We start from the raw sequence: 26742 nt of genomic DNA, 5'->3' as shown, positions 1-26742 counted from the left end.
CTCCGACTGCGAGCCGACCCTCCCCACAAGGGGAGGGTAAAAAGGTGCTACATCCTCGTCCGTTCCGCCTTGGGATCGTACATCGGCTTCAGCGATGCTTCCGCCGCAAAACGCTCGCCGGCGATCTCGATCTCGTATGACGAGGCCAGCACATCCGCCTCGCTCTCGCCCTGGCAGGGCACATAGCCCAGTCCGATCGCGCCGCCGAGATGGTGGCCGTAATTCCCCGATGTGATCGGGCCGACGATCTTGCCGTCGCGCAGGATCGCCTCGTTGTGGAAGAGCAGGGGTTCAGGGTCTTTCAAACGGAACTGCACCAGCCGGCGCGACAGGCCGGCTTCTTTTCTCTTCAGCACCGCATCGCGGCCGATGAACTCGCCCTTGGCGGTTTTGACCGCAAAGCCGAGGCCGGCCTCCAGCACATTGTCCTCGTCGGTGATGTCGTGGCCGAAATGCCGAAACGCCTTTTCGATGCGACAGGAATCGAGCGTATGCAGGCCGCAAAGTTTCGGGCCGACATCCGCCCCCGCCTCATCGATCGCCTCGAAAACATGGGCAGCCTGGTCGGTAGAGACATAAAGCTCCCAGCCGAGTTCGCCGACATAGGTGACGCGGTGGGCGCGGGCGAGGCCCATGCCGATCTCGATCTCCTGGAAGGTGCCGAACGGATTGTTCTCGTTGGAGAAATCGTTAGGGCTGACTTTCTGGATCAGCTTTCGCGCATCCGGACCCATCAGGCAGAGCACGCTTTCTGCCGCCGTCACATCGGTGATGACAACGAATTCCTCGCCGACATGCCGCCGCAGCCAGGCGAGATCGCGTTGCAACGTCGCGCCCGGTACGACGAGGAAATAGGCCGTGTCCGACAGCCGCGACACGGTAAGATCGCTCTCGATGCCGCCGCGCTGGTTGAGCATCTGAGTGTAGACGATCTTGCCCGGCGCCACGTCCATGTCGTTGGCGCAGAGCCTTTGCAGGAACGCGCAGGCATCGCGGCCCTCGACACGGATCTTGCCGAACGAGGTCATGTCGAACAGGCCGACCTTGTTGCGGACCGCCAGGTGTTCCTCGCGCTGGTTGTCGAACCAGTTCTGCCGCTTCCAGGAATAGCGGTATTCGCGCTCTTGCCCTTCGCGGGCGAACCAGTTGGCGCGCTCCCAGCCGGCGACTTCGCCGAAGACCGCGCCGCGCGCCCTCAGGTGTTCATGCAGGGGCGATCGCCTGACATTCCTGGACGTTGCCATCTGCCGGTAGGGGAAATGGTCGGCATAGAGCAGGCCGAGCGTCTCGGAGACCCGCTCCTTGAGATAGCGGCGGTTCTTCTGGAATGGCTGGGCGCGGCGGATGTCGACTTCCCAGAGGTCGAAGGGCGCTTCGCCGTCATTGATCCACTGCGCCAGCACCATGCCGGCGCCGCCGGACGACACGATGCCGATCGAGTTGTAGCCGGTCGCCATCCAGTAGCCCGACAGCTCCGGCGCTTCGCCGAGATAGTAGCGGTCGTCGGGGGTAAAGCTTTCGGGGCCGTTGAAGAAGGTGTGAATGCCGGCGGTTGCCAGCATCGGCATGCGGTTGACGCCCATCTCGAGGATCGGCTCGAAATGCTCCATGTCCTCCGGCAACTGGTCGAAGCAGAAATCCTCGCTTATGCCGTCCATGCCCCAGGGCTTGGCCACCGGCTCGAAGGCGCCAAGCATCATCTTGCCGGCGTCTTCCTTGTAGTAGGCGCACTCATCCGGCACGCGCAGCACCGGCAGCCGGCCAAGGCCGGGGATCGGCTCGGTGACGAGATAAAAATGCTCGCAGGCATGCAGCGGGATGGTGACGCCGTTCTGGGCGCCGAGTTCGCGCGCCCACATGCCGGCGCAGTTGACGACGATGTCGGCCTCGATCGTGCCCTGGTCGTCGCCTTGCGCCCACGACACGCCGGCGACGCGACCGGCCTTGGTGTGGACCTTGGTGACCTTCACATTCTCGACGACTGTGGCGCCGCGCTGGCGGGCGCCCTTGGCCAGCGCCATGGCGATGTTGGCCGGATCGCATTGGCCGTCGAGCGGCAGATGCACGGCGCCGACCACATCGGACACGTTGAGATGCGGGTACATCTCCTTGACTTCACCAGGCGAAATCTCGCGCACATCGACATCGAAGGCGCGGGCGAGCGAGGCCTGACGGTAAATCTCGTGCTTGCGCTCCTCGGTCAGCGCCACGGTGATCGAGCCGACCTGGCGCATGCCGGTGCCGACTTCGGTCTCGGCCTCCAGCTTGACGTAGAGGTCGGCCGAATATTTCGCCAGCCGCGTCATGTTCTGCGAGCCGCGCAGCTGGCCGATCAGGCCGGCGGCGTGCCAGGTCGTTCCCGAGGTCAGCTGCTTGCGTTCCAGCAGCACGATGTCGGTCCAGCCGAGCTTGGCCAGGTGGTAGGCGACCGAACAGCCGGAGACACCGCCGCCGATAATAACCGCGCGGGCCTTGATGGGAATGCTTCTGGTCATGCGGCCTCGCGGCGATAGCCGGATGCGAAGCGGCACAGGCGTTTTGCGGCTTCCTGAAGCACCGGTTCCGGTTGGCAGAGGCTGATGCGGATGTGGCCGGCAGCGGCCTTGCCGAAGCTGGAACCCGGCATGACGCCGACACTCTCCTGGTCGAGAAAGGCCCAGGCGAATTTCTCGTCGTCGGGCTCGACGGCGGAGATGTCGAGCATGACATACATGCCGCCCTCGGAGCCGTGCACGCTGACATTGTTCATGCCGCGCACGGCGTCGAGCAGGACGGTGCGGCGCGCCGCATAGCGTTCGGCGATCTCCTTGACGCCAAAGCAGTTCTCCAGCGCCTCGGCGCAGGCGATCGAGATGAAGGCCGGCAGGCCGTAGGTCGTCACCAGATTGAGATTGGTCAACAGCGTGATCATCTGCGTCGGGCCGGTCAGCCAGCCCATGCGCCAGCCGGTCATGCCGTGGCTCTTGGACATCGAATTGATGACCAGCGTGCGCTCGGCCATGCCGGGCAGGCCGCGCGGCGAGATGTGCTCGCCGCCGCCGAGCGTCCAGTAGACCTCGTCCGACAGCAGCCAGAGATCGTGCTCGCGGCAGATCTCGGCCAGCTCTTCCAGACGCTCACGCGAATAGACGGCGCCGGTCGGGTTGTTCGGCGTGTTGATCAAAATGGCGCGCGTGTTGGGCTTGAGCGCCGCGCGGATCATCTCGGCGTGCGGCTGGAAACCGTCCTCGGCCGGCGTCTCGACGACGGTGAAGCTGGCGCCGGCGGCGCTGAACGTGTTGGGATAAGTCGCGTAGTAGGGCGCCACCACGATAGCGTGGTCGCCCTGGTCGAGAACGGCCTGCACGGCCGCGTAAAGGGCAGCCTGGCCGCCCGGCGTGGCGATGACTTGGTCAGGTGCCGTCTCGACCCCGGTGCAAGCGGTCGAGGCCGCCGCCATCGCCCTGCGCAGGCGCGGAACGCCGGGAAGCGGGGTGTAGTGGTGGTTGCTGCCGCGAACCGCCGTCACGCAGGCTTCGATCGTCTGGCTCGGCGTATCGAAATCATGGTCGCCGACCGACAGCATGATGATGTCCTGGCCGGCCTCCTTGCGGGCCCATGCCTCGGTGTGGACCTCCCAGCCATCCTTGCCCGAAGGCACGATGCCGGAAATGCGCGATGAGGGTCTGGGCATCAGGATACTCCCGAGATTTCGTGGCCGGCCTGTTCGAGCTGATCGCGCAACGCGGCGATGTGGGCAGGGCCGACTTCGCAGCAGCCGCCGACGATGGTGGCGCCAGCGGCGACCCAGCCGAGCGCCTGGTCGGCATAGGCATCCGGATCAAGGTCGTGGCGTGCGTGCAGCACTTCGACCGTTCCGCCATGCTTGAGCGCTTCGACAGAGGTGAAGCCATTGGCATAGGCGCCGACCGGGCCGCCGAGAGCAATCAATTCGGGCAGTGCCGCGGCGATCGCTTCTGGCCGGCAGCAATTCACCAGGCGCGCTGCAACCGTCAGCCCGTCGAGGGCGTCCGCCGCTGCCGCTATTGTTTCGCCGCTGCGCAGCCGCGGCGCGCCGTGATCGGCGAGCGTCCAAGACACCCAGACAGGTTTGCCGCTTTCCGACGCAGCGGTAACGGCCGCACGGCCTTCGTCGGCTGAGGCCATGGTCTCGCACAGGAACAGGTCGACGCCGTCGGTCTGCTCGGCGACGATGCGGCGATAGATGTCCAGCGTCTCCTCGAACGATATGGTCAGCGCCGGCGCATAGCTGCCGAACAGCGGTGACAGGCAGCCGGCGATCGCTGCATCGCCTGCCTCCTCGCGTGCCTGTCTTGCCAATTCGATGCCGCGCTTCTGCAAGGGCCTGAAGAGGTCTTCTGCTCCTTCCCGCGCGAGCCGCTCCGGCGTCGCCGAATAGGTGTTGATGGTGATGACGCGAGCGCCGGCCCGGATGAATTCGGCATGCAGGCCACGCACCAGATCCGGCTCGTCGATCAGCACCCTGGCCGACCAGAGCGGCGTCGGCTCGGAGCTGCTGCGGCGGACCAGTTCCTGGCCCATGCCGCCATCGGTGAGAATGACTTTCTTCATGCTCTCAATCTTTCGTTTTTCGGATCCCACAGCGGCTCGTCTTTCTGCACGACCGCCCGAAAGCGATCGCCGAAGATTTCGATCTCGATCGCGGTATCGGGTTCAGCCAGGTCGGCGCGCAGTATGCCGAGCGCGATCGATTTGTCGATGCGATGCCCCAGCCGCCGGACGTCGTCTCGCCGACGATCTTGCCGTCATGCCAGAGCGTCGACACCGACGGCGCGTCGCAATCGCCGGGGTTTTCGACCACCAGCGTGACGAAGCGCTTCTTTACGCCTTGCTGCTTTTCGTTCTGCAGGGCTGCCTTGCCGCGGAAGTCGGGCTTGTCCCATTTTACGAAGCGCTCGAGCCCGCCCTGCAGGACCGTATAGTCGGTCGACAGGTCGCCCTTCCAGGTCCGGTAGCCCTTTTCGAGGCGCAGCGAATCCAGCGCATACATGCCGAACGGTTTCAGACCGTGTTTTTGTCCCGCCGTCCAGACGGCGTCGAAGATGGCGGCGGTGTCTCCCACCTTGGCGTGGATTTCCCAGCCGAGTTCGCCGGCGAAGGATACCCGCACCAGCTTCGCCCAGCGGCCGGCGATGGTGGTTTCCTGATGCGTCAGCCAGGGCAGCGAGAGATCCGCGCCACAGACCTCGGCCAGGATCTTGCGCGAATTGGGGCCGGCGAGGATTTGCGTCGAATAGTCTTCGGTCCTGTCGGTGAGGGTGAAAGCTGCGTCCTTCGGCAGGCGCGACTTCAGCCATTCGAAATCGTGCCACTGCGCTACCGCCGCGGTGATCAGCGTCATCTGCTCTTCGCCATGGCGCACCACCGACATCTCGGTGACGATGCGGCCCTTGTCGTCGGCGAAATAGGCGAGGCCGATGCGGCCCGGCTTGGGCACCAGGCCGGTGACCTGCAGCGCCAGCCATTCGGCTGCGCCAGGACCTTCGAGGTTGAAGCGCGAGAAGCCGGGCAGGTCCAGAATGCCGGCGGCGTCGCGCACCGCCAGGCATTCTTCGCGCACGCGGTGCTGCCACGGCCCGTCGCGGCGGAAGGTGAGTGTTGCTTCTTCCGACGTGTCGTCACCGGGTTGCGCATACCAGGTGGCACGCTCCCAGCCATTATAGGCGTCGAACTGGGCGCCGAGCGCCTTGATGCGATCGTGGATCGGCGACAGCTTGCGGTCGCGCCCGGCCGGCCAGGCATGGCGCGGGAACTGGATGGCGTATTCGTTGCCGTAGATCTCCATGCCCTTGGCGACGCTATAGTCGGGGGCGGCCGCAAAGCTGGTGAAACGGCGCGGATCGCAAGACCACATGTCCCATTCGGTCTGGCCCTGCGTAACCCATTCGGCCAGCACCTTGCCGGCGCCGCCGCCCTGGGCGATGCCGAAGGTGAAGACACAGGCCTCGAACGCGTTGGGAACGCCGGGCATCGGACCGATCAGCGGATTGCCGTCCGGCGCGTAAGGGATCGGCCCGTTGATCACCTTGGACAGGCCGGCAGTGCCGAGAATCGGCACGCGGGCTACGGCATCGGCAAGGTAGTGCTCGAGACGGTCGAGATCGTCGGGGAAGAGCTGGAAGGAAAAGTCCTCCGGCATCGGGTCGTTGTGGGTTGCCCAATGCGCGCGGCAATTGCGCTCATAGGGACCGAGATTCATGCCGTTCTTTTCCTGGCGCAGATAGTAGGAGGTGTCGACGTCGCGCAGCAGCGGCAGCTTCTTGCCCTGCTCCTTCGACCACGCCACCAGTTCGGGGATTTCCTCGAACAAGATGTACTGATGGCTCATCACCATCATCGGGACGTCGCGGCCCAACATTTTGCCGACTTCCGCGGCTCGGTAGCCGGCGGCGTTGACGACGATTTCGCAACGGATCTCGCCTTGCGGCGTCTCGACAACCCATTCGTCGTTCTCGCGGCGCACACCTGACACCGGACAGAAGCGGACGATCCTGGCGCCCATGTCGCGCGCACCCTTGGCCAGTGCCTGCGTCAGCTGCGCGGGGTCGATGTCGCCGTCGTTTGGATCGTAGAGCGCACCTTTGAGGTCATGCGTCTCGATGAAGGGATAGCGGCGCTTGACCTCATCAGGGCCGACAATGGCGATGTCCATGCCCTGGTAGCGGCCCATGCCCTTGGCGCGCTGGAACTCCTGCATGCGCTCCTTGGTGTGGGCGAGGCGGAGCGAGCCAGTAACGTGGTAGTTCATGGGATAGTCGACCGCGTCGGCGAGACCGCGATAAAGCTCGGTCGAATAGCGCTGCATGTTCATCAGCGACCAGGACGACGAGAAGGTCGGCACGTTGCCGGCGGCATGCCAGGTCGAGCCCGAGGTCAGCTCGTTCTTTTCCAAAAGCACGCAGTCGGTCCAGCCGGCCTTGCAAAGGTGATAGAGCGAGGAGGTGCCGACGACACCGCCTCCGATGATCACCACGCGTGCCGTGGTCGGCAAACCGGCCATATTAGAAACCCCTCGTTCAGTAGACAGGCGGCGAAACCACCCAGATGATCACGGCCGGCTCGGTGCCGGGATTGCGCCAGCGGTACGGCTTGCGCTCGAAGCGGAAGGAATCGCCTTCGCCGAGCCGGTGCCAGACGCCGGCTATCTCGATCTCGAAAATGCCAGAGGCGATGTAGCCGGCTTCCTCGGTCGGCCGCAGCTGCTCGCTCTTCATCTCGGCGCCCGGCGCGAAGATCGAACGCACCATCTCGAAACTACCGCCGAGATCGGGCGACAGAAGCTCCTCCACCAGGCCGGATTCGCTTGTGCCAAGCGTGCGCCGGCTGCCGGCGCGCACGATGACGCCGCGCTCCTTCTCGATAGGCACGTCGTGGCTGAAGAACAGGCTGAGCGGCACGCCGAATAAATCGGCGAAGGCCCTGAGGTCGCCAAGTGAAGGGATAGACAGGCCGCGCTCGACCTGGCTGACCCAGCCGACAGAGCGGCCAAGCTTCAGCGCGATCTCAGCCAGCGTCAGCCCACGCGCCTTGCGTAGCGCACGGATGTCGCTCGCCAGCAGGCGCTCGTCAGGTCCCTGCAATGTTTTGGGAATAGCTGGGGGCAAAACGCTCACTTGATGAAAATCTGGAAATGAATTTCATGGGAGCTCATGTCCGTGAAAAAATCAAGCGAATTTTCATGGGCACACAAGATTTGCTTGCGCCATTTTGGCGGTTCATGCAAAGGCTCTGGCACGAGCGGCGGGTGTGGGAATGCGGGTCGGCGACCAAGGATTGAAATCTGCGCAAGGTCTTCTCCGATAGCCGGTTCGGCTTTCGAAGTGTGCGCAAAGGGACGGCCCATGCTGGAAAAAAACGGCCTGGCAGCGCATAACGCGGCTGTTGTCGACGAGGCGATCATCTCGCGCCGTTCAGTGCGCGCCTTCCTGCCCGACATGGTCGATGACGAGACGATCCGAGCCATTCTCGGCGTCGCCGCGCGCGCGCCTTCGGGCACCAATATGCAGCCCTGGCGGGTCTATGTCGTCAAGGGCGAGGTCAAGCAGCAGATCACCGATGCCATCCTGAATTCCGGTATCCGCGCCGAAAAGGCCGATTGGGACGAGTATCGCTATTACCCCACCCAGTTCTTCGAGCCGTATCTCACCCGCCGCCGCGCCAACGGTTTCGGGCTCTATGGGGCACTCGGCATCGGCCGCCGCGAGGTCGACAAGATGCGCGCCCAGCACGACCGCAACTTCGTCTTCTTCGACGCGCCGGTCGGCATGATCTTCACCATCGACCGGCGGCTGAACCAGGGCTCGTGGATCGACTACGGAATGTTCCTGCAGAACATCATGGTGGCGGCGCGAGGCAGGGGCCTGCACACCTGCCCGCAGGCCGCCTTCGCGCCCTATCACCGGCAGATCCGGCCGGTGCTCAACATCCCCGACGAGGAGATCGTCGTCTGCGGCCTGGCGCTAGGCCTCGAGGACACCTCCAAGCCCGAAAACGACTTCCGCACCGACCGCGTGCCGCTGGAAGAGTGGGTGACGTTCAGCGGCTAGGCCTCGGCTACCGGGGCCTTATTCCACGTTCATCTGCGCGCCATGGCCGCTGACATGGGCGCCGTCCTGCGGTGTCAGTCTGAGATAGGCGATCAGCGCGCACAAAGTGATGACGCCCTCGACCACGAACAGGATGCGGAAATCGTTGGTCACCGCCGGCCTGCCGCCAGCCAGGAACGACAACAGCGCCGCCGCCAGGCCGACGCTGATCGCCACCCCCAACTGCCACAGTATGTAGTAGAGCGCGCTGAAGCGGGCGAGCTGGTCGGGCGCGATGTCGGAATAGGCGAGATTGCCGGTCGAAGCCCACTGCGCCGAGCGCAGAACGCCGAAGGCAAAGATATAGGCTAGCACGATCCAGACCGGCGTTGTCGCCTCAATCAAGGCGAAGCCCGCTACCATGGCAGCAACGATCGGCGTGTTGACGACCAGCACGCGGCGAAAGCCGAAACGGTTGAGCAGGCGCGGCATGAAGACACGCATGATCAGCGAGCCGATTGCGGCGACGAAAGTCAGCGATCCCGCCTGCACCGCGCTCATGCCGAAGCCGAGCTGGAACATCAGCGGCAAAAGGAAAACGACCGAGCTCAGGCCGATCGTGTCCAGCCCACCACCGGTGAGGAATGAGATGCGAAAGGTGCGGATGCGCAGGAGTTTCAGGTCAAGCAAGGGGTTGCGGGCGCGCAGGCAGTAGAAGGAGGCAAGCGTCAGTATGACGATCGCCAGCGCCAGCTCGGCCGCGATCATGCTGCCGGCGGCGTCTTTGGCCGCAAGCGAATCCATGCCGAAGACCAGCAGGACCATGCCGCTGCCGACCAGCAGGAAGCCCGGGAAATCGAACGGCGTGCGCACCGGTTTGGTAACGGCCGGAAACAGCGACGCGGCAAGAACGGCCGCGGCCAGCGCGAACGGCACGTTGATGAAGAAGATCCAGCGCCAGGAAATGTAGGTCGTCAGCGCGCCGCCGACCAGCGGGCCGACCAGCGGTCCGGACTGGCCGGCCAGCGAAATATACATGTTGATCTTCAGCGTGCGGCTGCGCGGGAAGGTCGACAGGATGACGACCTGGCCGAGCGTCCCCATCAAGGCGCCGCCGAAGCCTTGCAGCGCGCGGGCGCCGACCAGCGTCCAGATGTCGTTGGACAGGCCGCACAGCGCCGATGACGCGGCGAACACCAGCAAGGCGAAGCAGTAGACATTGCGCAGGCCGAAGCGGTCGGCGGCCCAGCCGCCGAGCGGCATCGAGATGATCAGGCTGGCGACATAGACGGTGATCAACAGGCCGAGCTGGCTCGGCGGCCGGCCGAGGCTGTCGCTGATGCCGGGCAGGGCGGTGACCACGACATTCTGGTCGAGGCTCGTCATGAACACACCGCAGGCGACCGTCGGCGGCAGCAGGAGCAAGGCTCTGGCCGACACATCGGCGCGATCCGTGGCGCCGGCGGATAGTTCTGCGGTCATGGGGATGTTCGAACCAAACGACGATGCCGACTCTGAGACGGGAGCTTTTTGATCCCCTGGGCCGGTTGGGCCACGTTCCCCACCATGGGCTTCCATTGGAGCATTCTCTAGCGGCAGAACCGGCTGGCCTTGAGGCCAGAACGGCTGTCGGCCCTACTGAACCTCGTAGCCGACCTCCTCGCTGGCATGGCAGAGCGCCTTCCAGAACGAGCGGGCGAAGGAGCGGAAGACATAGATGTCGAACTGGTCGGCGCCGGTGCGCTGGATCTGCGCAAAGACGTCGTGATGGGTGGTCGAACGGCCGGAGCCTATGGGGAACGCGGGCAGCGCAAAGTCGATGGCGAAGAATTTCGCCAGCACCCATTCGGCCTTAGGGCCGGCGATGCGGATAGCGGTGCGGCCATGCGACAGGTCGGTGATCGTGCCGATTGCCGGGGTTACGTCCCCGGCAAAACTCACCGCCAGGCCCTCGGCATCGTCGACGACCGTGAATTTTCCAGGCGCGAAACCGAACACGGCCTTGCCGAACTTGGCGAGACCGCCGCCGGCACCGTCGGGCAAAGCGAGGCCGGTGACCTTGCCGATCGCCTCGATCAGCTGCTTTTCCGCGCCCGGCCATGCGGCCAGCTGCAGGATCGAGCCTGGCCTGGTCTCGGTCAGGATGACATCGACGCCATGCTCGAAATTGCCGTGCGAACCCGGATGGAACACCGGCTCGAGCGGCGAGAGGCGCTCGGGTGATTGGCGTTCGGTTGATTGGCGCTCAGCCATGCATGCGGCTCCCGTCCGGGTCGTAGAAATGGTTGGAGACGATTTCGACCGGCCCGAACCGCTTGCGCAGCGGATCGGAGACGAATGCCCGGGTGCCATGGCGCGCCTTGCCGCCCTCGACCAAAGCCAGCGCGATGTGCTTGCCCAGCGCCGGCGAGTAGCAGCAGGCGGTGATATGGCCGATGGAGTCGTGCGGATTGGCTTCGTCCAGTTCCTCGACGAGGTGGGCTCCGCCATTGAACGGCCGATTGTCGAGCGAGACCAGGCCGACCAGCTGCAGCCGCTCGGGCGCGATCAGGCCTTCGCGGTCCATCATCGCCGAGCCGATGAACGGCTTCTTCTTCGACAGCATCCAGTCGAGATGCAGGTCGCGCGCCGTAGTGCGCCCGTCAATCTCCGCGCCGGTGACATGGCCCTTTTCGATGCGCATCGTGCCCAACGCCTCCAGCCCGTAGGTGACCAGGCCGAACGGCTTGCCGGCTTCGATAAGGGCTTCCCAGACATGGGTGCCGTAGCCGGCGCCGCAATAGACCTCGAAGGCCATTTCTCCGGAGAAGGACAGCCGGCAAATCATCACCGGCACGCCTGATATCTCGCCGCGCACGATGCCCATGAAGGGCAGGGCTGTGTTGTCGACCGCGGTGCCGGTAACACAGGCGGCGAGGATGGCTCGCGCCTTCGGCCCGCCGATGGCCGCGCCCGCCCATTCGTCGGTTACCGAGGTGACATGCACTTTGAGTTCCGGCCAGATGACGTCGAGGAAATATTCCAGATGCTGCATCACCTTGCCGGCGTTGGCCGAGGTGGTCGTCATCAGGAAATCCTGTTCGCCAAGCCGCCATGTGGTGCCGTCGTCGAAGGCCAGCCCATCCTCGCGCAGCATCAGGCCGTAGCGGGCCTTGCCGACGGGGAGGGTAGAAAACATGTTGGTGTAGACGCGGTCGAGGAATTCACCGGCATCCGGTCCCTGCACGGCGATCTTGCCCAGCGTCGAGACGTCGACAATGCCGGCGCTTTCGCGCGTCGCCCTGGCTTCACGGACATAAGCCTGCTCGACCGTCTCGCCGGCAAGGCCGTAGATCATTGGTCGATACCAGAGGCCAGCGGAATACATCGTTGCGCCATTGGCGAGGTGCCAGTCATGCATGGGCGTCAGGCGCTCGGGTTTCAGATCGCCGAAGCGTTCGGCGGCAAGCGAGCCGATCGACACCGCGGAATAGGGCGGGCGGAAGCGCGTCGTTCCGACTTCGGGGATCGGTTTGCCCAACGCCTCGGCCATGATGGCGAGGCCCGGAACGTTGGAGTTCTTGCCCTGGTCGGTCGCCATGCCGAGCGTGGTGTAGCGCTTCAGATGCTCGACGGAGACAAAACCTTCGCGATGCGCCAGCCGTACGTCTTCGGCAGTCACGTCATGCTGGAAATCGACGAAGCTTCTGCCTTTCGCCCTGATCTCGATCACCGGCGCCGGATCGGGGTTTCCCAGGGCTGCTTCGACATCCGGCAAGGCTGCCGGCGCAGCCGCTCCGCCCGCTGCGGAAAGGCCGGCTGCGCGGCCCTCGGTGATCGCTTCGATGGTCGAGAAGCTTCCGTTGAAAGCACCCGCACCAATCCATTGCTGATTTGGCCAGCGCTGTTGCGTTTGCTTTGGCGGCAGGAAGGCTTGGCGGGCAGGGTTCCACTCGGCTCTCGCGCCAGCCTGGCTGGCGAGATGGATGGTCGGCGACCAGCCGCCCGACATCAGCAGGCTATCGGCGTGGATGCTGCGGGCGTCACCGCTCAGTGTGCCCGAATTCATGTCGAAGCGCTGTACCTTGAGGCCGGAGAGCGCCTTGCCGCCCTCGGTGGCGACCACGGCATGGCCGGAGAGGATTTCGGCTTCGGCCTCGGTGGCGAGGCTGCGCATCTCGGCCGAAAGCTCGGGGCGCACATCGACGATGGCGACAATAGCCGCCCCGGCCTTCCTCAGCGCCAGCGCCGAGCGATAGGCGCTGTCATTGTTGGTGAACAGCGCGATCCTGTCGCCGGGCAGCACGCCATAATCGTTAGCATAGCGCTCGGCGGCATGCGCCAGCATGACGCCCGGCCGGTCATTGCCGGGGAACACAAGCGGCCGCTCGAAAGAGCCGGTGGCCAGCACCACCGTCTTGGCGCGGATCGCCCAGTAGCGATGGCGCGGCTCGCCCTTGCCGGGCGTTTCCTTGTGGTCGGTGACGCGCTCGAGCGCGGCTAGCGTGTTGCCGTCGTAATAGCCCCACACCGTGGTGCGCGGCAGCAGGCGGACCGTGTCATGGCCTTCGAGCTGGCTGACGGCGCGCGCCGCCCAGTCGGCGGCCGGCGCGCCGTCGATGGCCTCGCCGGACCAGTTGGCCGAGCCGCCGAAACGCGGCTCGAGTTCGGCCAGGATGACGCGCGCGCCCTGGTCGGCAGCGGCCTTGGCGGCTGACAGGCCGGCCGGGCCGGAGCCGACCACCAGCACGTCGCAAAACGCGTTCATGCGCTCGTAGCGCGAGGTGTCGGCGGCAATACCGGCGCGGCCCAGGCCGGCGGCGCGGCGGATGAAATGCTCGCAGAACATCCAGAAGCGGGTGCCTTTCAAGGGGCCGAAGACAGGGCCCATGAAGGTCTTGTAGTAGAAGCCGGCGGCCAGGATCTTGCCGCCGAGCTGGTTGACGGCGTTGATGTCCCAGGCGAGCGAGGGAAAGCGGTTCTGGCTGACGGCCACCAGCCCGTCATAGATCTCGACCATGGTTGCGGCGATGTTGGGCTCGCGCACTTCGCCGCGCAGCACCGTCACCAGCGCGTTCGGTTCCTCGACGCCGGCCGAGAGCAGGCCGCGCGGGCGGTGGTATTTGAATGAGCGGCCGAAAAGCGTGACGCCGTTAGCAAGCAGCGCCGAGGCCAGCGTGTCGCCGGCATGGCCGGTGTAGGGCGTGCCGTCGAAGGTGAAGCGGATGGTGCGCAGCCGGTCGACGCGGCCGCCGGTCTCGGTGCGGCGCGGGCTCACGACTTGCCTCCGGCCTTGTGCCGGGCGGCAGCATTGTGGTCGCCGCGGGCGAAACCGGTGCTGGAAATCTCATGCGTGACCGTGTTGCGCACCATCCTCAGATGGGTGCGGCAGCCGCCCGAATGCTGCCAGATCTCATTGTGGTCGCCGGCCGGGTTCAGCCGATCGTAGACATAGGCGTTCCAGGCGTCGAGGTCCTGCGAGTTGGGCTGCGGGCGCTCGCGGTTGCCGTCGCCCTGATAGGTGAACTCGATGACGTCGCGCGGGCCGCAATAGGGACAAGTGATAAGCATTTGTTTGAACCCTAATGCAGCCGGGGCGTTGCGCCCTGGCCCTTGTCGTCAATCACCAGGCCGCGATAAAAACGGTCGAGCGTGAACGGCGCGTTGAACGCGTGCGGTTCGTCCTTGGCGATGGTGTATGCGAAGCACCAGCCCGAGGCCGGCGTCGCCTTGAAGCCGCCATAGCACCAGCCGCAGTTGAGATACATGCCGGGCAGCGGGCCGGTGGTGATGATCGGCGAACCGTCCATCGACATGTCGCAGACGCCGCCCCAGGAGCGCAGCATGCGTACACGCGCAAGGCCGGGAAACAGCGCCAGCATCTCGCTCATCACCTCATCGACGATGGGCAGGTTGCCGCGCTGAGCGTAGCTGTTGTAGCCGTCGATGTCACCGCCGTAGACGAGGCCGCCCTTGTCGGACTGCGACATGTAGAAATGACCCATGCCGAAGGTCAGCACCGTGTCGACGAAAGGTTTCAGCGATTCGGTGACGAAGGCCTGCAGCACATGGCTCTCGATCGGCATCCTGTCGATGCCGGCAAGCTGCATCACCCGTCCGGTGCTGCCGGCAACGGCCACGGCGACTTTCTTGCCGCGGATCTCTCCGCGCGTCGTCTGCACGCCGGTGATGCGGTCGCCGTCGCGCAGGAAGCCGGTGACCTCGCAATTCTCGACGATGTCGACGCCGCGTCGGTCGGCGCCGCGGGCATAGCCCCAGGCAACCGCATCGTGACGGGCGGTGCCGGCGCGCGGCTGCATCAGGCCGCCGACGATGGGAAAGCGCGCGGAGGCCGACATGTCCAGCGCCGGGACCAGGCGCGCGATCTCGGCGGTGCTCATCAGCTCGGCATCGACGCCGAGATGGCGCATGGCGTTGCCGCGCCTTGCCAAGTCGTCGAACTGGCCCGGCGTGTGAGCCAGATTCAGGCAGCCGCGCTGCGAGAACATGACGTTGTAGTTGAGGTCGTGCGAAAGGTTCTCCCACATCTTCATCGAATGTTCGTAGAAGCGGGTGTTGGACGGCAAAAGGTAGTTGGAGCGCACCGCCGTGGTGTTACGGCCGACATTGCCGGAACCCAGCCAGCCCTTTTCCAGCACCGCGACATTGGTGATGCCGTGCTCCTTGGCCAGATAGTACGCCGTCGACAGGCCGTGGCCGCCGCCACCGATGATGATGACGTCATAGGAAGCCTTGGGGTCGGGCTTGCGCCAGGCCGGCTTCCAGTCCTTGTTTCCCTTGAGCGCGTTCGTGAGAAGCGAAAGGGCTGAATATTCCGCCATTCTTCATGTCATCCCTAGAGCATGATGCCGAAAAGTGTGAAGCGGTTTTCGGACGACATCATGCTCTATATCTTTGATTTGTAGAGCCGGATGATTTCAGGTCCAACAGACCTGAAGCCATCCGGCTCGGGTGCGATGCGGCAGACTATAGAGCAGGCGGCGGGCGCAAAGCCAAGATTGCGCCATGGCTTTTCGACTGGCCGACTCCCGCAAGGCGCCCAACTGTCATGACTTCGCCACGACTTGCTCCACGGGATGAGCGTCTCTATCAAGGACCGCTTTAGAAGCGGCCTTGCCGCCCTTTGAGTCGCCACCATTATGCTTTTTCGCTTCTTTCGCCTGATCCTGGTCCTCGCGCTCGTTGCCTTGGCGCCGCATTCGTTCGGCGCGATGGCGCAGGGGCTGGGCCAGGCGCCTGCCGGGCTGGTCGCCGACCAGCAGAAAATCCTGCAGGGTTTGACGACGAAAACCGACGCTCTGGAGAAGAAAGTCCAGGAGGACGGCGTCGACGACACCACCCTCGTCGAGATCCGCCTGCAGCTGGAAGAGCTGTCGCGCGGTGCGCTGAACAGCGCGCTGGCGTTTCGTTCGCGGCTGGGAGAGATCAATTCGAGGCTCGAGCAGCTTGGCGCCCCGCCGGCTGCCGGACAGCCCCCTGAACCGGACATCGTGACCGGCGAGCGCCAGGCGCTGGCGTCGGAAAAGGCGGAGATCAACGCCGTCATCGCCGGGGCTCAGAACCTGTCGATTCGCATCAATTCGCTGATCGAGAAGATCGGTAATATGCGCAGCGAGCTGTTTCGCAGCGGCCTAACCAAGCGCTATGTGCTGTCCGATGCACTGAGCCCGCAGGTGTTTTCCGACGCAAGGGACGAATACGCCAATTTTTACAGGGCGGTGTCGTCGTGGCTGAGCTTTGCCTTCAAGTTCAAGTTCCAGGCGATGCTCGCGGCGACCCTCATGGCGCTTGCGTTGGCCGTGGTGCTTCTGGTCGGTGGGCGCCGCCTGTTTGGGCGCATCTTCGAGCCCGACGCGTCGGTTGAAGATCCGACGTATCTCAGTCGCCTGTCGGTGGCGTTCTGGTCGACCTTGCTGCCGACGCTGGCGGTCAGCGCCTTCCTCGCCTCGACGGTGTTCATGTACAACTACTACAATGTGCTGCGCGGCGACATAGGCGTGTTCCTCAACGCTCTGGCAGCCGTCATCGCCATAGTGTTCTGTGTCAACCGCCTGACCAATGCGGCTCTGTCGCCCAGCATGCCGAACTGGCGTCTGATCCAGGTCGAGACCGGCCCGGCGCGTTGGCTGGTGCGGCTGACGACGGCCATGGCAGTCGTCATCGGCATCAACAATTTCCTGTCGATCGTCAACGACAAGATGGGCTCGCCTCTGTCGCTGACGGTGGCCAGGAGTTTTGTCGCCACCGTGATCGTCGGGGTCATCCTGATCCTGATGGCGCTGCTGAAGCCTTACAAGGACGTCGCTGGGCGCTGGCGCCGCTGGCCGGCCTGGCTGCGCTACACCTGTGTCGCGCTCGGCCTGTTCACGATTGCGGCGGCGCTGTTCGGCTATATCGGTCTTGCCATCTTCGTCTCGTTGCAGGTCGTGGTCACTGGCACCATCCTGCTCACCGCCTATATCGGCTTCCTGTCGGCGCGCGAGATCGGCGAGGAGGGTGGTTTCGCCGGCACGTCCATCGGGCGCTGGCTGAAGACCAATTCCAGCTATGAGGACACCGCGCTCGACCAACTCGGCCTCGTCGTCAGCGTCGCCATCAACCTGATGATCGTGCTGGTGTTCCTGCCGCTGATCCTGTTGATGTGGGGCTTCCAGCCCGGCGATATCCAGGCCTGGGGCTATAAATTGGCGACAGGCGTCACCGTCGGTTCGGTGACGATTTCGGTCACCGGCATCCTCACCGGCATCGTCGTCTTCATCATCGGCTATTTCCTGACCCGCTGGTTCCAGGGCTGGCTCGACGGCTCGGTTATGGCTCGCGGCAAGGTCGATACCGGCGTGCGCAACTCGATCCGGCTGGCGGTCGGCTATGCCGGCGTCGCGCTCGCCGGCCTGGTCGGCATCTCGGCGGCGGGCATCGATCTTTCCAATTTGGCGCTCGTTGCCGGCGCACTCTCGCTGGGTATCGGCTTTGGCCTGCAGAATGTCGTGTCCAACTTCGTGTCGGGCCTGATCCTTCTCGCCGAGCGGCCGTTCAAGGTCGGCGACTGGATCGTCGCCGGCGACACATCAGGCACGGTCAAGAAGATCAGCGTGCGCGCCACCGAAATCGAGACCTTCCAGCGGCAATCGGTGATCCTGCCCAATTCGAACCTCATCAACAACGCCGTCGGCAACTGGACGCACCGCAACAAGCTCGGACGTGTGGAGATCAAGGTCGGGGTCGCCTATGGCAGCGACGTCAAGCGGGTACACGCGGTCCTGCTTGAGATTGCGCGCGGCCATGCGCTGGTGCTGAAGAACCCGGAACCCTTCGTGCTGTTCACCAATTTCGGGCCGGCAGCACTCGAGTTCGAGATCCGCGTGTTCCTGGCCGATGTGCTGAACGGCGCCATCGTTCAGAACGATATCCGCTTTGCCGTTCTCGATGCTTTTGACGCCGAGCACATAGAAATCCCCTCGACGCCGCGCGCCGAGGTCAAGGTCAAGCAGACCGACGCATGGCCGATCGACGACGACAAGATCGAAGTCGAGTTCGCCGAGAAGGAGCAGGCGGAGGCCAGAGCCGCCACCGAGGCGAAGCGGCTGGCCAAAACTGGTCGCAAGGCCCGCAAACCCGATCCCAGCTAGGCCCCAAGCTCCTCCCAAACCGATTGCGGCATGAATGCGGCATTCAGTTGCGGTTCAGCTTGCATCTCATATAAGCTCACATGCAAAGGCGAGAATGCCTTGCGAAATGCAACAGAGGCGGTGTGGAAACACCGATATTGCAAAATGTGGAAGTCGCTCGTCGTCGCCATCGCTCTTACCGCAGCGAGTGGCTCGGCCTTTGCCGCCAGCGCGGTCAACAAGGATGCTGAGACCCGTACGCTGATCGTGACGGAAGGCGGCGGCAAGACGGAGTTGGCGCTGGCCGCTGGCGAAACCGTGGAATTCTGCCCGAACGGCTGTTTTGTCACCTTGCCCAATGGTGACCTCGAGGCCCTGACCGGCTCGGAAACGGTCGAAATCTCGGGTGGCGTTGCCCGCATCAAGTAAAGTCGGCAGGCAGATGTAGTAGAGGCCGGGCAATGCCCGGCCTTTTATTGTTCGCGGTAGCGATTGCTTAACAATGACGCGGGAAATATCGTGGCGCCTACCGGCTGCAACCGTGCGTTTTAACGTTCAATACGCCGTTCCGCCGCTATACCGGTGCGAAGACGCCGAAACACGGCGCAACCGGTTATGAATAGGGCAGAACGGACATGGATGCGCGGTCGGACAAGAACGCAATCCCGCTTGCGGTCGACCTCGACGGCACGCTGATTGCGACCGATCTTCTTTGGGAAGGCCTGTTCATCCTGCTCAAGAAGAATCCGCTCTATGTTTTCCTGGTTCCGTTCTGGCTGGCCGCCGGCCCGGCGCGGCTGAAACAAGCGATCGCAGACCGCATCGACATCGATCCGGCCTCGCTGCCCTATCGCGAAGCGCTGCTGCAGCGGCTGCGCGCCGACCATAGCGACGGACGCAAGATCGTGCTGGCGACCGGTACGCCACGCAAGTTCGCCGAGGCGATCGCCGCGCATCTGGGCGTCTTCGACTATGTGCTGGCGACCGACGGTCCCCACAACATGACCTCGGGCCGCAAGCGCGACGCGCTCATCGCCGCCTATGGCGACGGCGGTTTCGACTATGCCGGCAACAGCCGGCACGACCTCAAGGTTTTCGGAGCCGCACGCAACGCCATCGTCGTGGCGCCCGACCGCCATGCGAGGCGCTGGCAGGCCGCGCATAGCGCCGAAAGGATGCCGGCGCCGAAAAGGACATTGAAGACATTCGTCAAGATGCTGCGGGTGCATCAGTGGCTGAAGAATTCGCTGATAGCGGTGCCGATGGTGCTGTCGCATGAATACTTCAACATCAACATGATCTGGCAATGCCTGCTGGCGTTCGTCTCCTTCAGCGCCGTGGCTTCCGCCATCTACATCCTCAACGATTTCTTCGACCTTGCGCTTGACCGCAAGCACCCGACCAAACGCAACCGGCCTTTCGCCAGCGGCGCGCTGTCGATACCGTTCGGTCTCGGCGCGATGGCCGCTCTGCTGACGATCGGCATCGCCGCCGGGCTTCTGTTGCCGATCGAGTTCCTGGGCGTGCTCGCCGGCTATCTGGTGGTGACCACAGCCTATTCGCTGTCGTTCAAGCGCATGCTCCTGGCCGACGTACTGACGCTGGCGGGGCTCTACACAGTGCGTGTGCTGGCAGGTGCTGCGGCGACCGGGGTCGAAGTCTCGTTCTGGCTGCTCGCCTTCTCGATTTTCTTCTTCCTGTCGCTGGCGCTGGTGAAGCGCTATGTCGAACTGCGCACCACAGCCATTCCGGTGGGCGAGCGCATTGCCGGTCGCGGCTACCGCATCGAAGATCAGGAGATCGTCGCCCAGGCGGGCATGGCGTCGGCCTTCTCCTCGGCGCTGGTGCTGGCGCTCTACATGGACAGCGTCTCCGTGCGCGAACTCTATCCGCATCCCAGGCTGGTCTGGCCGCTGGCGCCGATCGTGCTGTATTTGACCATGCGGGTCTGGATCCTGGCGCGCCGCAACGAGATGAATGATGATCCGGTCATCTTCATCATTCGCGACTGGCGAAGCCAGATCGTCGTGGTGATCGGCGCCGCCCTTCTGGTCGCGGGAGGCTGGTAGGGCATGGCCGGCGAACGGTACCGGAGTTTTGGCCTCGCCACGCCGGCCGCAAAGCGAGCCATCGCGGCCGACGATGCCATCGCGCTGATGCGAAGCGGCAAGGCGACAAAGAACGCTCTGCTCGCCTATGGCAATGGCCGCTCCTACGGTGATTCCTGCCAGAACGGGCCAGGTGCGGTCGTGGACATGCGGCCGCTGAACCGCATCGGCGCCTTCAATGCCGAGACCGGCCTGCTCGAGGCGGAGGCCGGCGTGTTCCTCTCCGATATCATTGCGCACACTGCACCTTACGGTTTCTTTCCGACTGTCGTCCCAGGCACCCAGTTCGTCACCCTTGGCGGCGCGATCGCCAATGACGTCCATGGCAAGAACCATCACCGGCGCGGCACCTTTGGCTGCCATGTCGAGTCGTTCACGCTGCTGCGCTCGGACGGGCGGACCTACACCTGCTCGGCAACCGACAATGCAAGGCTGTTTGCGGCGACGATCGGCGGCATGGGGCTGACCGGCCTGATCCTGTCGGCCTCGATCCGGCTGATGCGGGTGCATTCGCTCGATATCGCCGAGAAGGTAACGCGGTTTGCCGATCTCGGCGAATTCTTCGAACTGGCCGAGGCCGCCGACCAGGCCAATGAATATGCCGTCGCCTGGATCGACCAGCTTGCCGGCGGCCATGGCCGCGGGCGCGGCCTGTTGTTGACAGGCAATCATGCCGAGTATGGCTCGCATGCGGCGTCTCGCGCCGGCTCCCGTTTTTCAGTGCCGTTCCAGCCGCCGTTCAATGTGCTCAACCGGCCGTTCCTCACCGCCTTCAACGCCGCCTATCGGTGGAAGAAGGGGCGCTCGCCGGGGCCGAGCCAAACCGGCTACCAGGGCTTTTTCTTTCCGCTTGATGGTGTCGGCGACTGGAATCGGCTGTATGGTCCGAAAGGTCTCTACCAGCACCAGAGCGTGGTGCCGGAAAATGTCGCGCGTGAGACCGTGCCGGCGCTGCTCGACGCGGCGCGTCGGGCCGGGCAGGGCTCTTTCCTCACGGTGTTGAAGCGCTTCGGCTCGATCCGCTCGCCGGGGCTGCTGTCCTTTCCGCGGCCAGGCTTCACGTTGACGCTGGATTTCCCCAATCGCGGCGACAGGACGCTGGCCCTGCTCAGCGAACTCGACCGCATCACGGTCGCGGCCGGCGGCGCGGTCAACCCGTACAAGGATGCGCGCATGGGCGCTGATACTTTCGCGGCCTCCTTCCCGAATTGGCAGCGGCTTGAAGCGCTGCGCGACCCGGCGTTCGTGTCCAGTTTCTGGCTGCGGACGGCGAAAAAGCTCAACGTCCGGCCAGGGCGTGTCGAGGCAGCTGAATAGGTACAATCCGAATAAGTCATGGTGAATAGATCGTAAGTTCCGTGGTTTACTCAAAGCATTGTCGTGACTTCATGAAATGTTTGCAGGTTCGTAATAGGACCGTTGCGAGTGGCGGGTGCAAAATATGAAATACATCGTCTTCATTCTGTTCACGGTCATGACCAATGCCGCCGCGCAGCTGATGCTGAAGCAAGGCATGATGTCATTCGGGCCGATTTCGTTCGAAGGCACCAATCCGCTGTTGAGGCTGTTGCAGGTCGTTTTCAGCCCATGGGTGTTTCTCGGCCTGTGCACCTTCGTCATCTCGATGGCTTCGCATCTCTATGTGCTGTCCAAGGTCGAGCTCAGCTTTGCGTATCCGTTCCTCAGCCTTGCCTATGTCGCGGTTGCGATCTTCGCCTATTTCATCTTCCGCGAGGACCTCAATGCCTGGCGCATTGCCGGCATCGCCTTCATCTGCATCGGCACCGTGCTGATCGCGCAAAGCGGTCGAGACTTGGGCGGGAGCGGGCATGACGACCAAACCGCTTCCATCATCCCCGACAAGACCAGCGAGATCGTTCGATGAGACATGTTATTTTCGGCGGCGACGGCTTCGTCGGCCGTCATCTTGCCCCGAAGCTTGTGGCCGATGGTGAAGAGGTTGTCGTTGCCGACATCGTCAAGAGCGACCTGACGCACTATCGCAACGTTCGCTTCGTCACCTGCGATGTCACGGATACGGGCTCGGTGGCCAACATCGGATTGAAGGCCGACGACATGGTCTACAACCTGTCGGCCAAAATGCTGTCGCCGATCCAGGTGCGGGCCAAGCGTCACGACTTCTTCTTTCCGGTGAATTTCCACGGCACCGAACACATCATGCAGGCGATGGACAAGGCCGGCGCGTCCAAGCTCGTCCACTACACCACCGACATGATCTACGGCCACACGGTCACCCAGCCGATGACCGAGGAGCACCCGGTCGCGCCGCTCGGCGAATATGGCTGGTCGAAGCAGAAGACCGAGGAGCTCGCCGCTCAATGGCGCAAGCGCGGCATGTCGATCTCGCTGTTTCGACCGCGCCTGATCATCGGTCCCGGCCGGCTCGGGATCCTGGAAAAGCTGTTCAAACTGATCGACTGGAATTTTCCTGTGCCGATGATCGGCTCGGGCAAGAACCCCTATCAGTTCATCTCGGTGTTCGATTGCGCGGAAGCTGCCCGCGCGGCCTGGAAGGCAGGCGTGCCCAACCAGGCCTATAATCTGGGCTCCCTCAATCCGCCGCCGGTGAAGAAATTGCTGGCCGACCTGATCAAGCATGCCGGCTCGAAATCGCTGCTGATCCCGACGCCGGGCTGGGCGGTCAAGCGCACCCTCGACCTGCTCGATCTCATGAACATGCCGATCATGGATCCGAACAATATCTGATCGCCGATGAGGAGTGCGTGCTCGACGTATCCAAGGCCGAGCGCCAGCTCGGCTGGGTGCCGCAATATCGCGACGAGGACATGCTGATCGCCGCCTACAGCGAATACCGCGCCAAGAAAGACGGGCTTGCCGTCACCGCCAATCATGTCCCCGCCGAATAAGTGGGACGACCAGGAGAACTCCGAAATGACCGTCATGGCCAAGCCTGAGCAGACGAACGCGCGCACCATGGTCGGCGCGCCGGCGTTGTTGTCGCCTACCGCCATCGCCAAGCCCGACCTGATCAGCGTCGAGCAGGCGAAGGCGATGGATGTCGCGCGCATGACCGACCTGTTCAAGGCGCATCTCAATCCGGGCCAGCTGCATTTCATGAAGCTGCTCGGCTTCCACAAGATCAAGATCGAGCGTGCCGAAGGCATGTTCTACATCGACCAGAACGGCCGCAAGATTCTCGACTTCTTCGGCGGCTTCGGTTCGCTGGCCTTCGGCCACAACCATCCGCGCATCCTGGAGGCCAGGCGCAAATTCCAGGAGGAGAAGCGCCAGGAAATCGCCATCGCCTTCATGTCGCAATATGCATCGGCGCTGGCGCACAACATCGCCAAATGCTCGCCCGGCGATCTCGACATGGTGTTTCTGGGCTCGTCGGGTTCGGAAGCGATGGAAGCGGCGGTGAAGCTCGCCGAGCGCGCCGCCGGGCCGAAGAGGCCAAAAATCGTCTACGCCGAGAATTCCTTCCACGGCAAGACCAAGGGCGTGCTCGGCATTACCGATGGCCAGCTCTACCGCGCGGACTTCAAGATGGCTGAGAACACCGTTCGCATTCCGTTCGCCGATATCGAAGCGGTCGAGCGGCTGTTCCGCTCCGACCCGGAGGTCGGCGTCATAGTGCTTGAGACAATCCAGGGCGGCGGCGGCATCATCCAGGCAGAGGCGCAATACTGGCAGAAATTGCGCGCGCTCTGCGACCAGTATGGCGTGCTGTGGGTGGCGGACGAAGTGCAGTGCGGCTATGGCCGTTCGGGACGCTTCTATGCCTTCGAGCATTATGGCGTCGTGCCCGATGTGACGGCGCTGGCGAAATCGCTCGGCGCCGGCAAGGCGGCGGTCGGCGCGATGGTCGCCCGGCGCGAGGTCTATATGAAGGCCTATGGCACGCCGAAGACGGCGATGATCCATGCCATGGCCACCTTTGGCGGCATGGGCGAGGCCTGCGTCACCGCGATCGAGGGCATCAACGTGCTCTATGATGAGGGGCTGATCGACAACGCCGCCACTACCGGCGACTATCTGCTGCAGCGCCTGCAGGCGCTGAAGGAGAAGTACCCGAAGATCATCAAGGATGTGCGCGGCAAAGGCTTTATGGTCGGGCTCGAGTTCCACGACTTCTCGCAGACCTTGCCGATGGTGCTGCGTCCGATCGTCAGCGTCCTCGACGACAAGCTGAAGGGCTCGCTGTCGGGCTTCGTCGGCGCGCTGTTGCTGCGCGACTATGACGTGCTCGTCGCCTTCACCGAATACAATCGCAACGTTATCCGTCTCGAGCCGCCGCTGATCTGCCAGCGCGAGCATGTCGACCGTTTCGTCGATGCCTTCGACAGCCTGCTGTCGCGCGGCATCGTGGGAATCGTCAAGGATTTCGTCAAAAGCCAAGTCCGTTAAAAGAAGTCCGTTGAGCGAAGTCCTGAGTCCGACAATGCTGAGCAAGTCTCCCGCCCCGCAAAACACACTCGACCGGCTGACTGCGGCCGCTCTCGCGTGGGGCGAGGGGACTTATGCGCGATGGGCCGCGCCAATCGGCGCGATCGCGTTTTCGCTCTATATCCTGCTGACGGCGTTCATGGCCTGGACGATGCCCGACGCCAATTGGGACATGCTGCCTTATCTCGCAATCGCCGAGGAGGGCGCTTACCCAGATGCGCAGGCGTTGCATGACTATGCCTACAGGACGGTCCAGGCCGGCGTGTCGGCCGCCGACTACAAGACGCTGACCTACGATGGCGGCGATTTCCGCAGCCATATGGCGCAAGATGCCGCCGACTTTCACTCGCTGCTTGGCATGTACCGGATCAAGTTTCTCTATGCCGAGATGCTGTCGACGATGAGTTCGGTGATGTCGCCGGTCGAGGCGATGCGGGTGCTGCAGGTGGTCTCGGTGCTGCTGTTCGGGATGATCACGCTGCTTTGGCTGCGAACCGAAGGCGCGCTTGCGCTGGCGCCTGTGGTCGGCGCGGTGCTGATCATGGCCGATTTCGGCGATGCCGCACGCGCCTCGACCCCGGATCTGTTGTGCTCGGCGCTGTTCCTCGGCGGGCTGCTTGCCTATGTGCGCGGCCGCGAGGCAGCGACCGCTGTCCTGCTTTTCCTGGCCTTCATGGCGCGGCCGGACAACATCGTGTTCCTGGCCATTTTCGCCGTGCTGCTGCTGGTCTTCCGGCAGCGGGCGTGGGGCGCGCTGGCCGGCTTTGCCGCGTCCTTCGTCGCCTATTTCGCGATTTCGCACTGGGCCCAGCATCCCGGCTGGTGGCCGCATCTGTGGTTCTCCAGCATCGAGCAGCACTACAATATGGATGGCTTCGAGCCGCCGTTCTCGGTTGGCGCCTATCTCAAGGCGTTTGCCGCATCCTTCATTCGCGCTATCAGCATCAACAGCTGGGTCGGGGTCTCGGTTCTGGCGCTGGCCGCGTGGTTTGCGCTCGGCCGCGCCGGCTTCCGGCTCGATCGTCGCGCCGGCATCCTGCTTGCAGCACTGGTGCTTGGCGTGCTGGCGAAATTCACCGTCTTTCCGATCCACGACACCCGCATCTACTTCCCGAACCTTCTGCCGCCCTACCTTTTGCTTGTCGGCCCGATCATGGCGCTGTGGGCGTCGGCAAGCCTGAATGGAAGGCGGCCCATCGCCTTGCAGGCCATACCTGGAGATAAGCCATGAGTTCCATTTCCGGGCTGGCGCGCATCGCCCTTTCGCTCGGCCTGCCCGCCGGCCTGCTCGATCGCGGGCCGGCGTTGCGTGGCACGAAATTCCTGGCCAAGGCGGCGCTGAAGGCGCGGTTTGGCGGTGGGCAAGCCTTCCAGATGGTCAATGTCGGCGCTTGCGACGGCGCGCTGTTCGACGACGTCACGCCGTGGCTGCACCGCATTCCGCGGGCGCGGGCCGTGCTGGTCGAGCCGATCCCGTACAATCAGAAGCGGTTGCGCGCCAACTATCCCGACACGGAACGCTTCGTCATCGAACCGGTCGCGGTGACGAAGACCAAGGGCACGATCACCGTCCACACTTTCGATGCCGCGGCACTCGAGGCCGGCACGCTGCCGATCGAGTTCATCGGCTGCTCGTCGGTCACCGACACCAATCTGATGTCGGGCAAGAATGCCTGGGGCGAGGACGACGCCAATTTCAACAAGTTCGCGCCGCACGTGAGGGATATCGAGGTGACGTCGGAAACGCTGCAGACGCTGCTCGATCGCAACGGCATCACGCATATCGACGCCTTCCTGGTCGATTGCGAGGGCGCCGACTGGATCGTCTTCGAACAGCTCGATCTCAAGCGCTATCGTCCGGGCATGATCAAGGTCGAGGTCGGCGCGCTGCCGGCCGCCGAAATCGGCCAGGTCGTGGTCAAGCTGAAGACATCAGGCTATCAGGTCGGCTTCCAGGCCGAGGACATCTGGGCCTTCGCCTGAGATAGATCGCCACTGGCGGCACGCCGGCGCGCCGGGTCGCGTCGCATCTGCGACGTGTCGCAAACAGGC

18 protein-coding genes and 2 pseudogenes are annotated in these 26742 nt (G+C 63.8%); 10 read left to right on the top strand and 10 right to left on the bottom strand.

What is annotated here, in order from left to right:
- Positions 1-47: 47 nt before the first annotated feature.
- From NKL06_RS29600 to NKL06_RS29580, 5 genes and pseudogenes are all read right to left on the bottom strand, one after another.
- Positions 48-2495: a GcvT family protein gene (locus tag NKL06_RS29600; RefSeq protein WP_023690991.1), complete on the bottom strand. Its 2448-nt coding sequence runs from the start codon at positions 2493-2495 to the stop codon at positions 48-50.
- Positions 2492-3673, bottom strand: a complete 1182-nt coding sequence (locus NKL06_RS29595) for a pyridoxal phosphate-dependent aminotransferase (protein ID WP_023690992.1) — start codon at positions 3671-3673, stop codon at positions 2492-2494. The genes NKL06_RS29600 and NKL06_RS29595 overlap by 4 nt, the downstream gene beginning before the upstream one ends.
- Entirely contained in the window at positions 3673-4572 is a 900-nt protein-coding gene (locus NKL06_RS29590; RefSeq protein WP_023690993.1) for a homocysteine S-methyltransferase family protein, read from the bottom strand. The genes NKL06_RS29595 and NKL06_RS29590 overlap by 1 nt, the downstream gene beginning before the upstream one ends.
- Positions 4569-7021, bottom strand: a pseudogene (locus tag NKL06_RS29585) (GcvT family protein). The gene NKL06_RS29590 and the pseudogene NKL06_RS29585 overlap by 4 nt, the downstream one beginning before the upstream one ends.
- Positions 7022-7037: 16 nt before the next feature.
- Positions 7038-7580 carry a helix-turn-helix domain-containing protein gene (locus tag NKL06_RS29580; protein ID WP_023690995.1) on the bottom strand — a complete coding sequence of 181 codons (543 nt, stop codon included), beginning with the start codon at positions 7578-7580 and terminating at the stop codon, positions 7038-7040.
- A gap of 282 nt (positions 7581-7862) precedes the next feature.
- Between NKL06_RS29580 and NKL06_RS29575 the strand changes: the two genes are divergently transcribed.
- The gene (locus tag NKL06_RS29575) at positions 7863-8567 is read left to right on the top strand and encodes a nitroreductase (RefSeq protein ID WP_023690997.1); all 705 of its coding nucleotides are present in this window, start codon (positions 7863-7865) and stop codon (positions 8565-8567) included.
- An 18-nt stretch (positions 8568-8585) separates the two neighbouring features.
- Here NKL06_RS29575 and NKL06_RS29570 read toward each other — a convergent pair whose 3' ends face one another.
- The 5 genes from NKL06_RS29570 to NKL06_RS29550 form a co-directional block, all read right to left on the bottom strand.
- Positions 8586-10028, bottom strand: coding sequence for an MFS transporter (locus tag NKL06_RS29570; protein WP_023690998.1), 1443 nt, complete (start codon positions 10026-10028; stop codon positions 8586-8588).
- A 153-nt stretch (positions 10029-10181) separates the two neighbouring features.
- Complete coding sequence (soxG, locus tag NKL06_RS29565; protein WP_050586999.1) at positions 10182-10799, bottom strand: sarcosine oxidase subunit gamma family protein; 618 nt, start codon at positions 10797-10799, stop codon at positions 10182-10184.
- Positions 10792-13803 carry a sarcosine oxidase subunit alpha gene (locus NKL06_RS29560; RefSeq protein ID WP_023807339.1) on the bottom strand — a complete coding sequence of 1004 codons (3012 nt, stop codon included), beginning with the start codon at positions 13801-13803 and terminating at the stop codon, positions 10792-10794. The genes soxG and NKL06_RS29560 overlap by 8 nt, the downstream gene beginning before the upstream one ends.
- Positions 13800-14096 carry a sarcosine oxidase subunit delta gene (locus NKL06_RS29555; protein WP_023670367.1) on the bottom strand — a complete coding sequence of 99 codons (297 nt, stop codon included), beginning with the start codon at positions 14094-14096 and terminating at the stop codon, positions 13800-13802. Before NKL06_RS29555 ends, NKL06_RS29560 begins: the two co-directional genes overlap by 4 nt.
- An 11-nt stretch (positions 14097-14107) precedes the next feature.
- Positions 14108-15367 (bottom strand): sarcosine oxidase subunit beta family protein, encoded by a 1260-nt coding sequence (locus NKL06_RS29550; protein WP_023670368.1) that lies wholly within the window; start codon positions 15365-15367, stop codon positions 14108-14110.
- Between the two features lie 318 nt (positions 15368-15685).
- Here NKL06_RS29550 and NKL06_RS29545 point away from each other — a divergent pair, with 318 nt between their 5' ends.
- The 9 genes and pseudogenes from NKL06_RS29545 to NKL06_RS29505 all read left to right on the top strand — a co-directional run bounded on the left by NKL06_RS29545 (position 15686) and on the right by NKL06_RS29505 (position 26673).
- Positions 15686-18175 (top strand): mechanosensitive ion channel family protein, encoded by a 2490-nt coding sequence (locus NKL06_RS29545; protein WP_023690999.1) that lies wholly within the window; start codon positions 15686-15688, stop codon positions 18173-18175.
- A gap of 144 nt (positions 18176-18319) precedes the next feature.
- Positions 18320-18583, top strand: a complete 264-nt coding sequence (locus NKL06_RS29540) for a hypothetical protein (protein WP_023670370.1) — start codon at positions 18320-18322, stop codon at positions 18581-18583.
- A 206-nt stretch (positions 18584-18789) separates the two neighbouring features.
- Entirely contained in the window at positions 18790-20223 is a 1434-nt protein-coding gene (locus NKL06_RS29535; protein ID WP_023691000.1) for a UbiA family prenyltransferase, read from the top strand.
- Positions 20224-20226: 3 nt separating this feature from the next.
- Positions 20227-21579, top strand: coding sequence for an FAD-binding oxidoreductase (locus NKL06_RS29530; RefSeq protein WP_023691001.1), 1353 nt, complete (start codon positions 20227-20229; stop codon positions 21577-21579).
- 124 nt (positions 21580-21703) lie between these two features.
- On the top strand, positions 21704-22147 hold the full coding sequence (locus tag NKL06_RS29525; protein WP_023691002.1) for an EamA family transporter: 444 nt from the start codon (positions 21704-21706) through the stop codon (positions 22145-22147).
- Positions 22144-23150 (top strand): annotated as a pseudogene (locus NKL06_RS29520) (NAD-dependent epimerase/dehydratase family protein). The gene NKL06_RS29525 and the pseudogene NKL06_RS29520 overlap by 4 nt, the downstream one beginning before the upstream one ends.
- Positions 23151-23217: 67 nt before the next feature.
- The gene (locus NKL06_RS29515; protein ID WP_031208028.1) at positions 23218-24651 is read left to right on the top strand and encodes an aspartate aminotransferase family protein; all 1434 of its coding nucleotides are present in this window, start codon (positions 23218-23220) and stop codon (positions 24649-24651) included.
- A gap of 34 nt (positions 24652-24685) precedes the next feature.
- Entirely contained in the window at positions 24686-25921 is a 1236-nt protein-coding gene (locus NKL06_RS29510; protein WP_023691005.1) for a glycosyltransferase 87 family protein, read from the top strand.
- A complete protein-coding gene (locus NKL06_RS29505; RefSeq protein WP_023691006.1) occupies positions 25918-26673 on the top strand; it encodes an FkbM family methyltransferase in 756 nt (251 codons plus the stop codon). Before NKL06_RS29510 ends, NKL06_RS29505 begins: the two co-directional genes overlap by 4 nt.
- Positions 26674-26742 lie beyond the last annotated feature (69 nt).

It is taken from the genome of Mesorhizobium sp. C268A, assembly GCF_040324475.1.
Taxonomy (GTDB): Bacteria; Pseudomonadota; Alphaproteobacteria; order Rhizobiales; family Rhizobiaceae; genus Mesorhizobium.
Note: the sequence above shows the minus strand (reverse complement) of the source record. Positions and strands in the feature narration are given on the sequence as shown.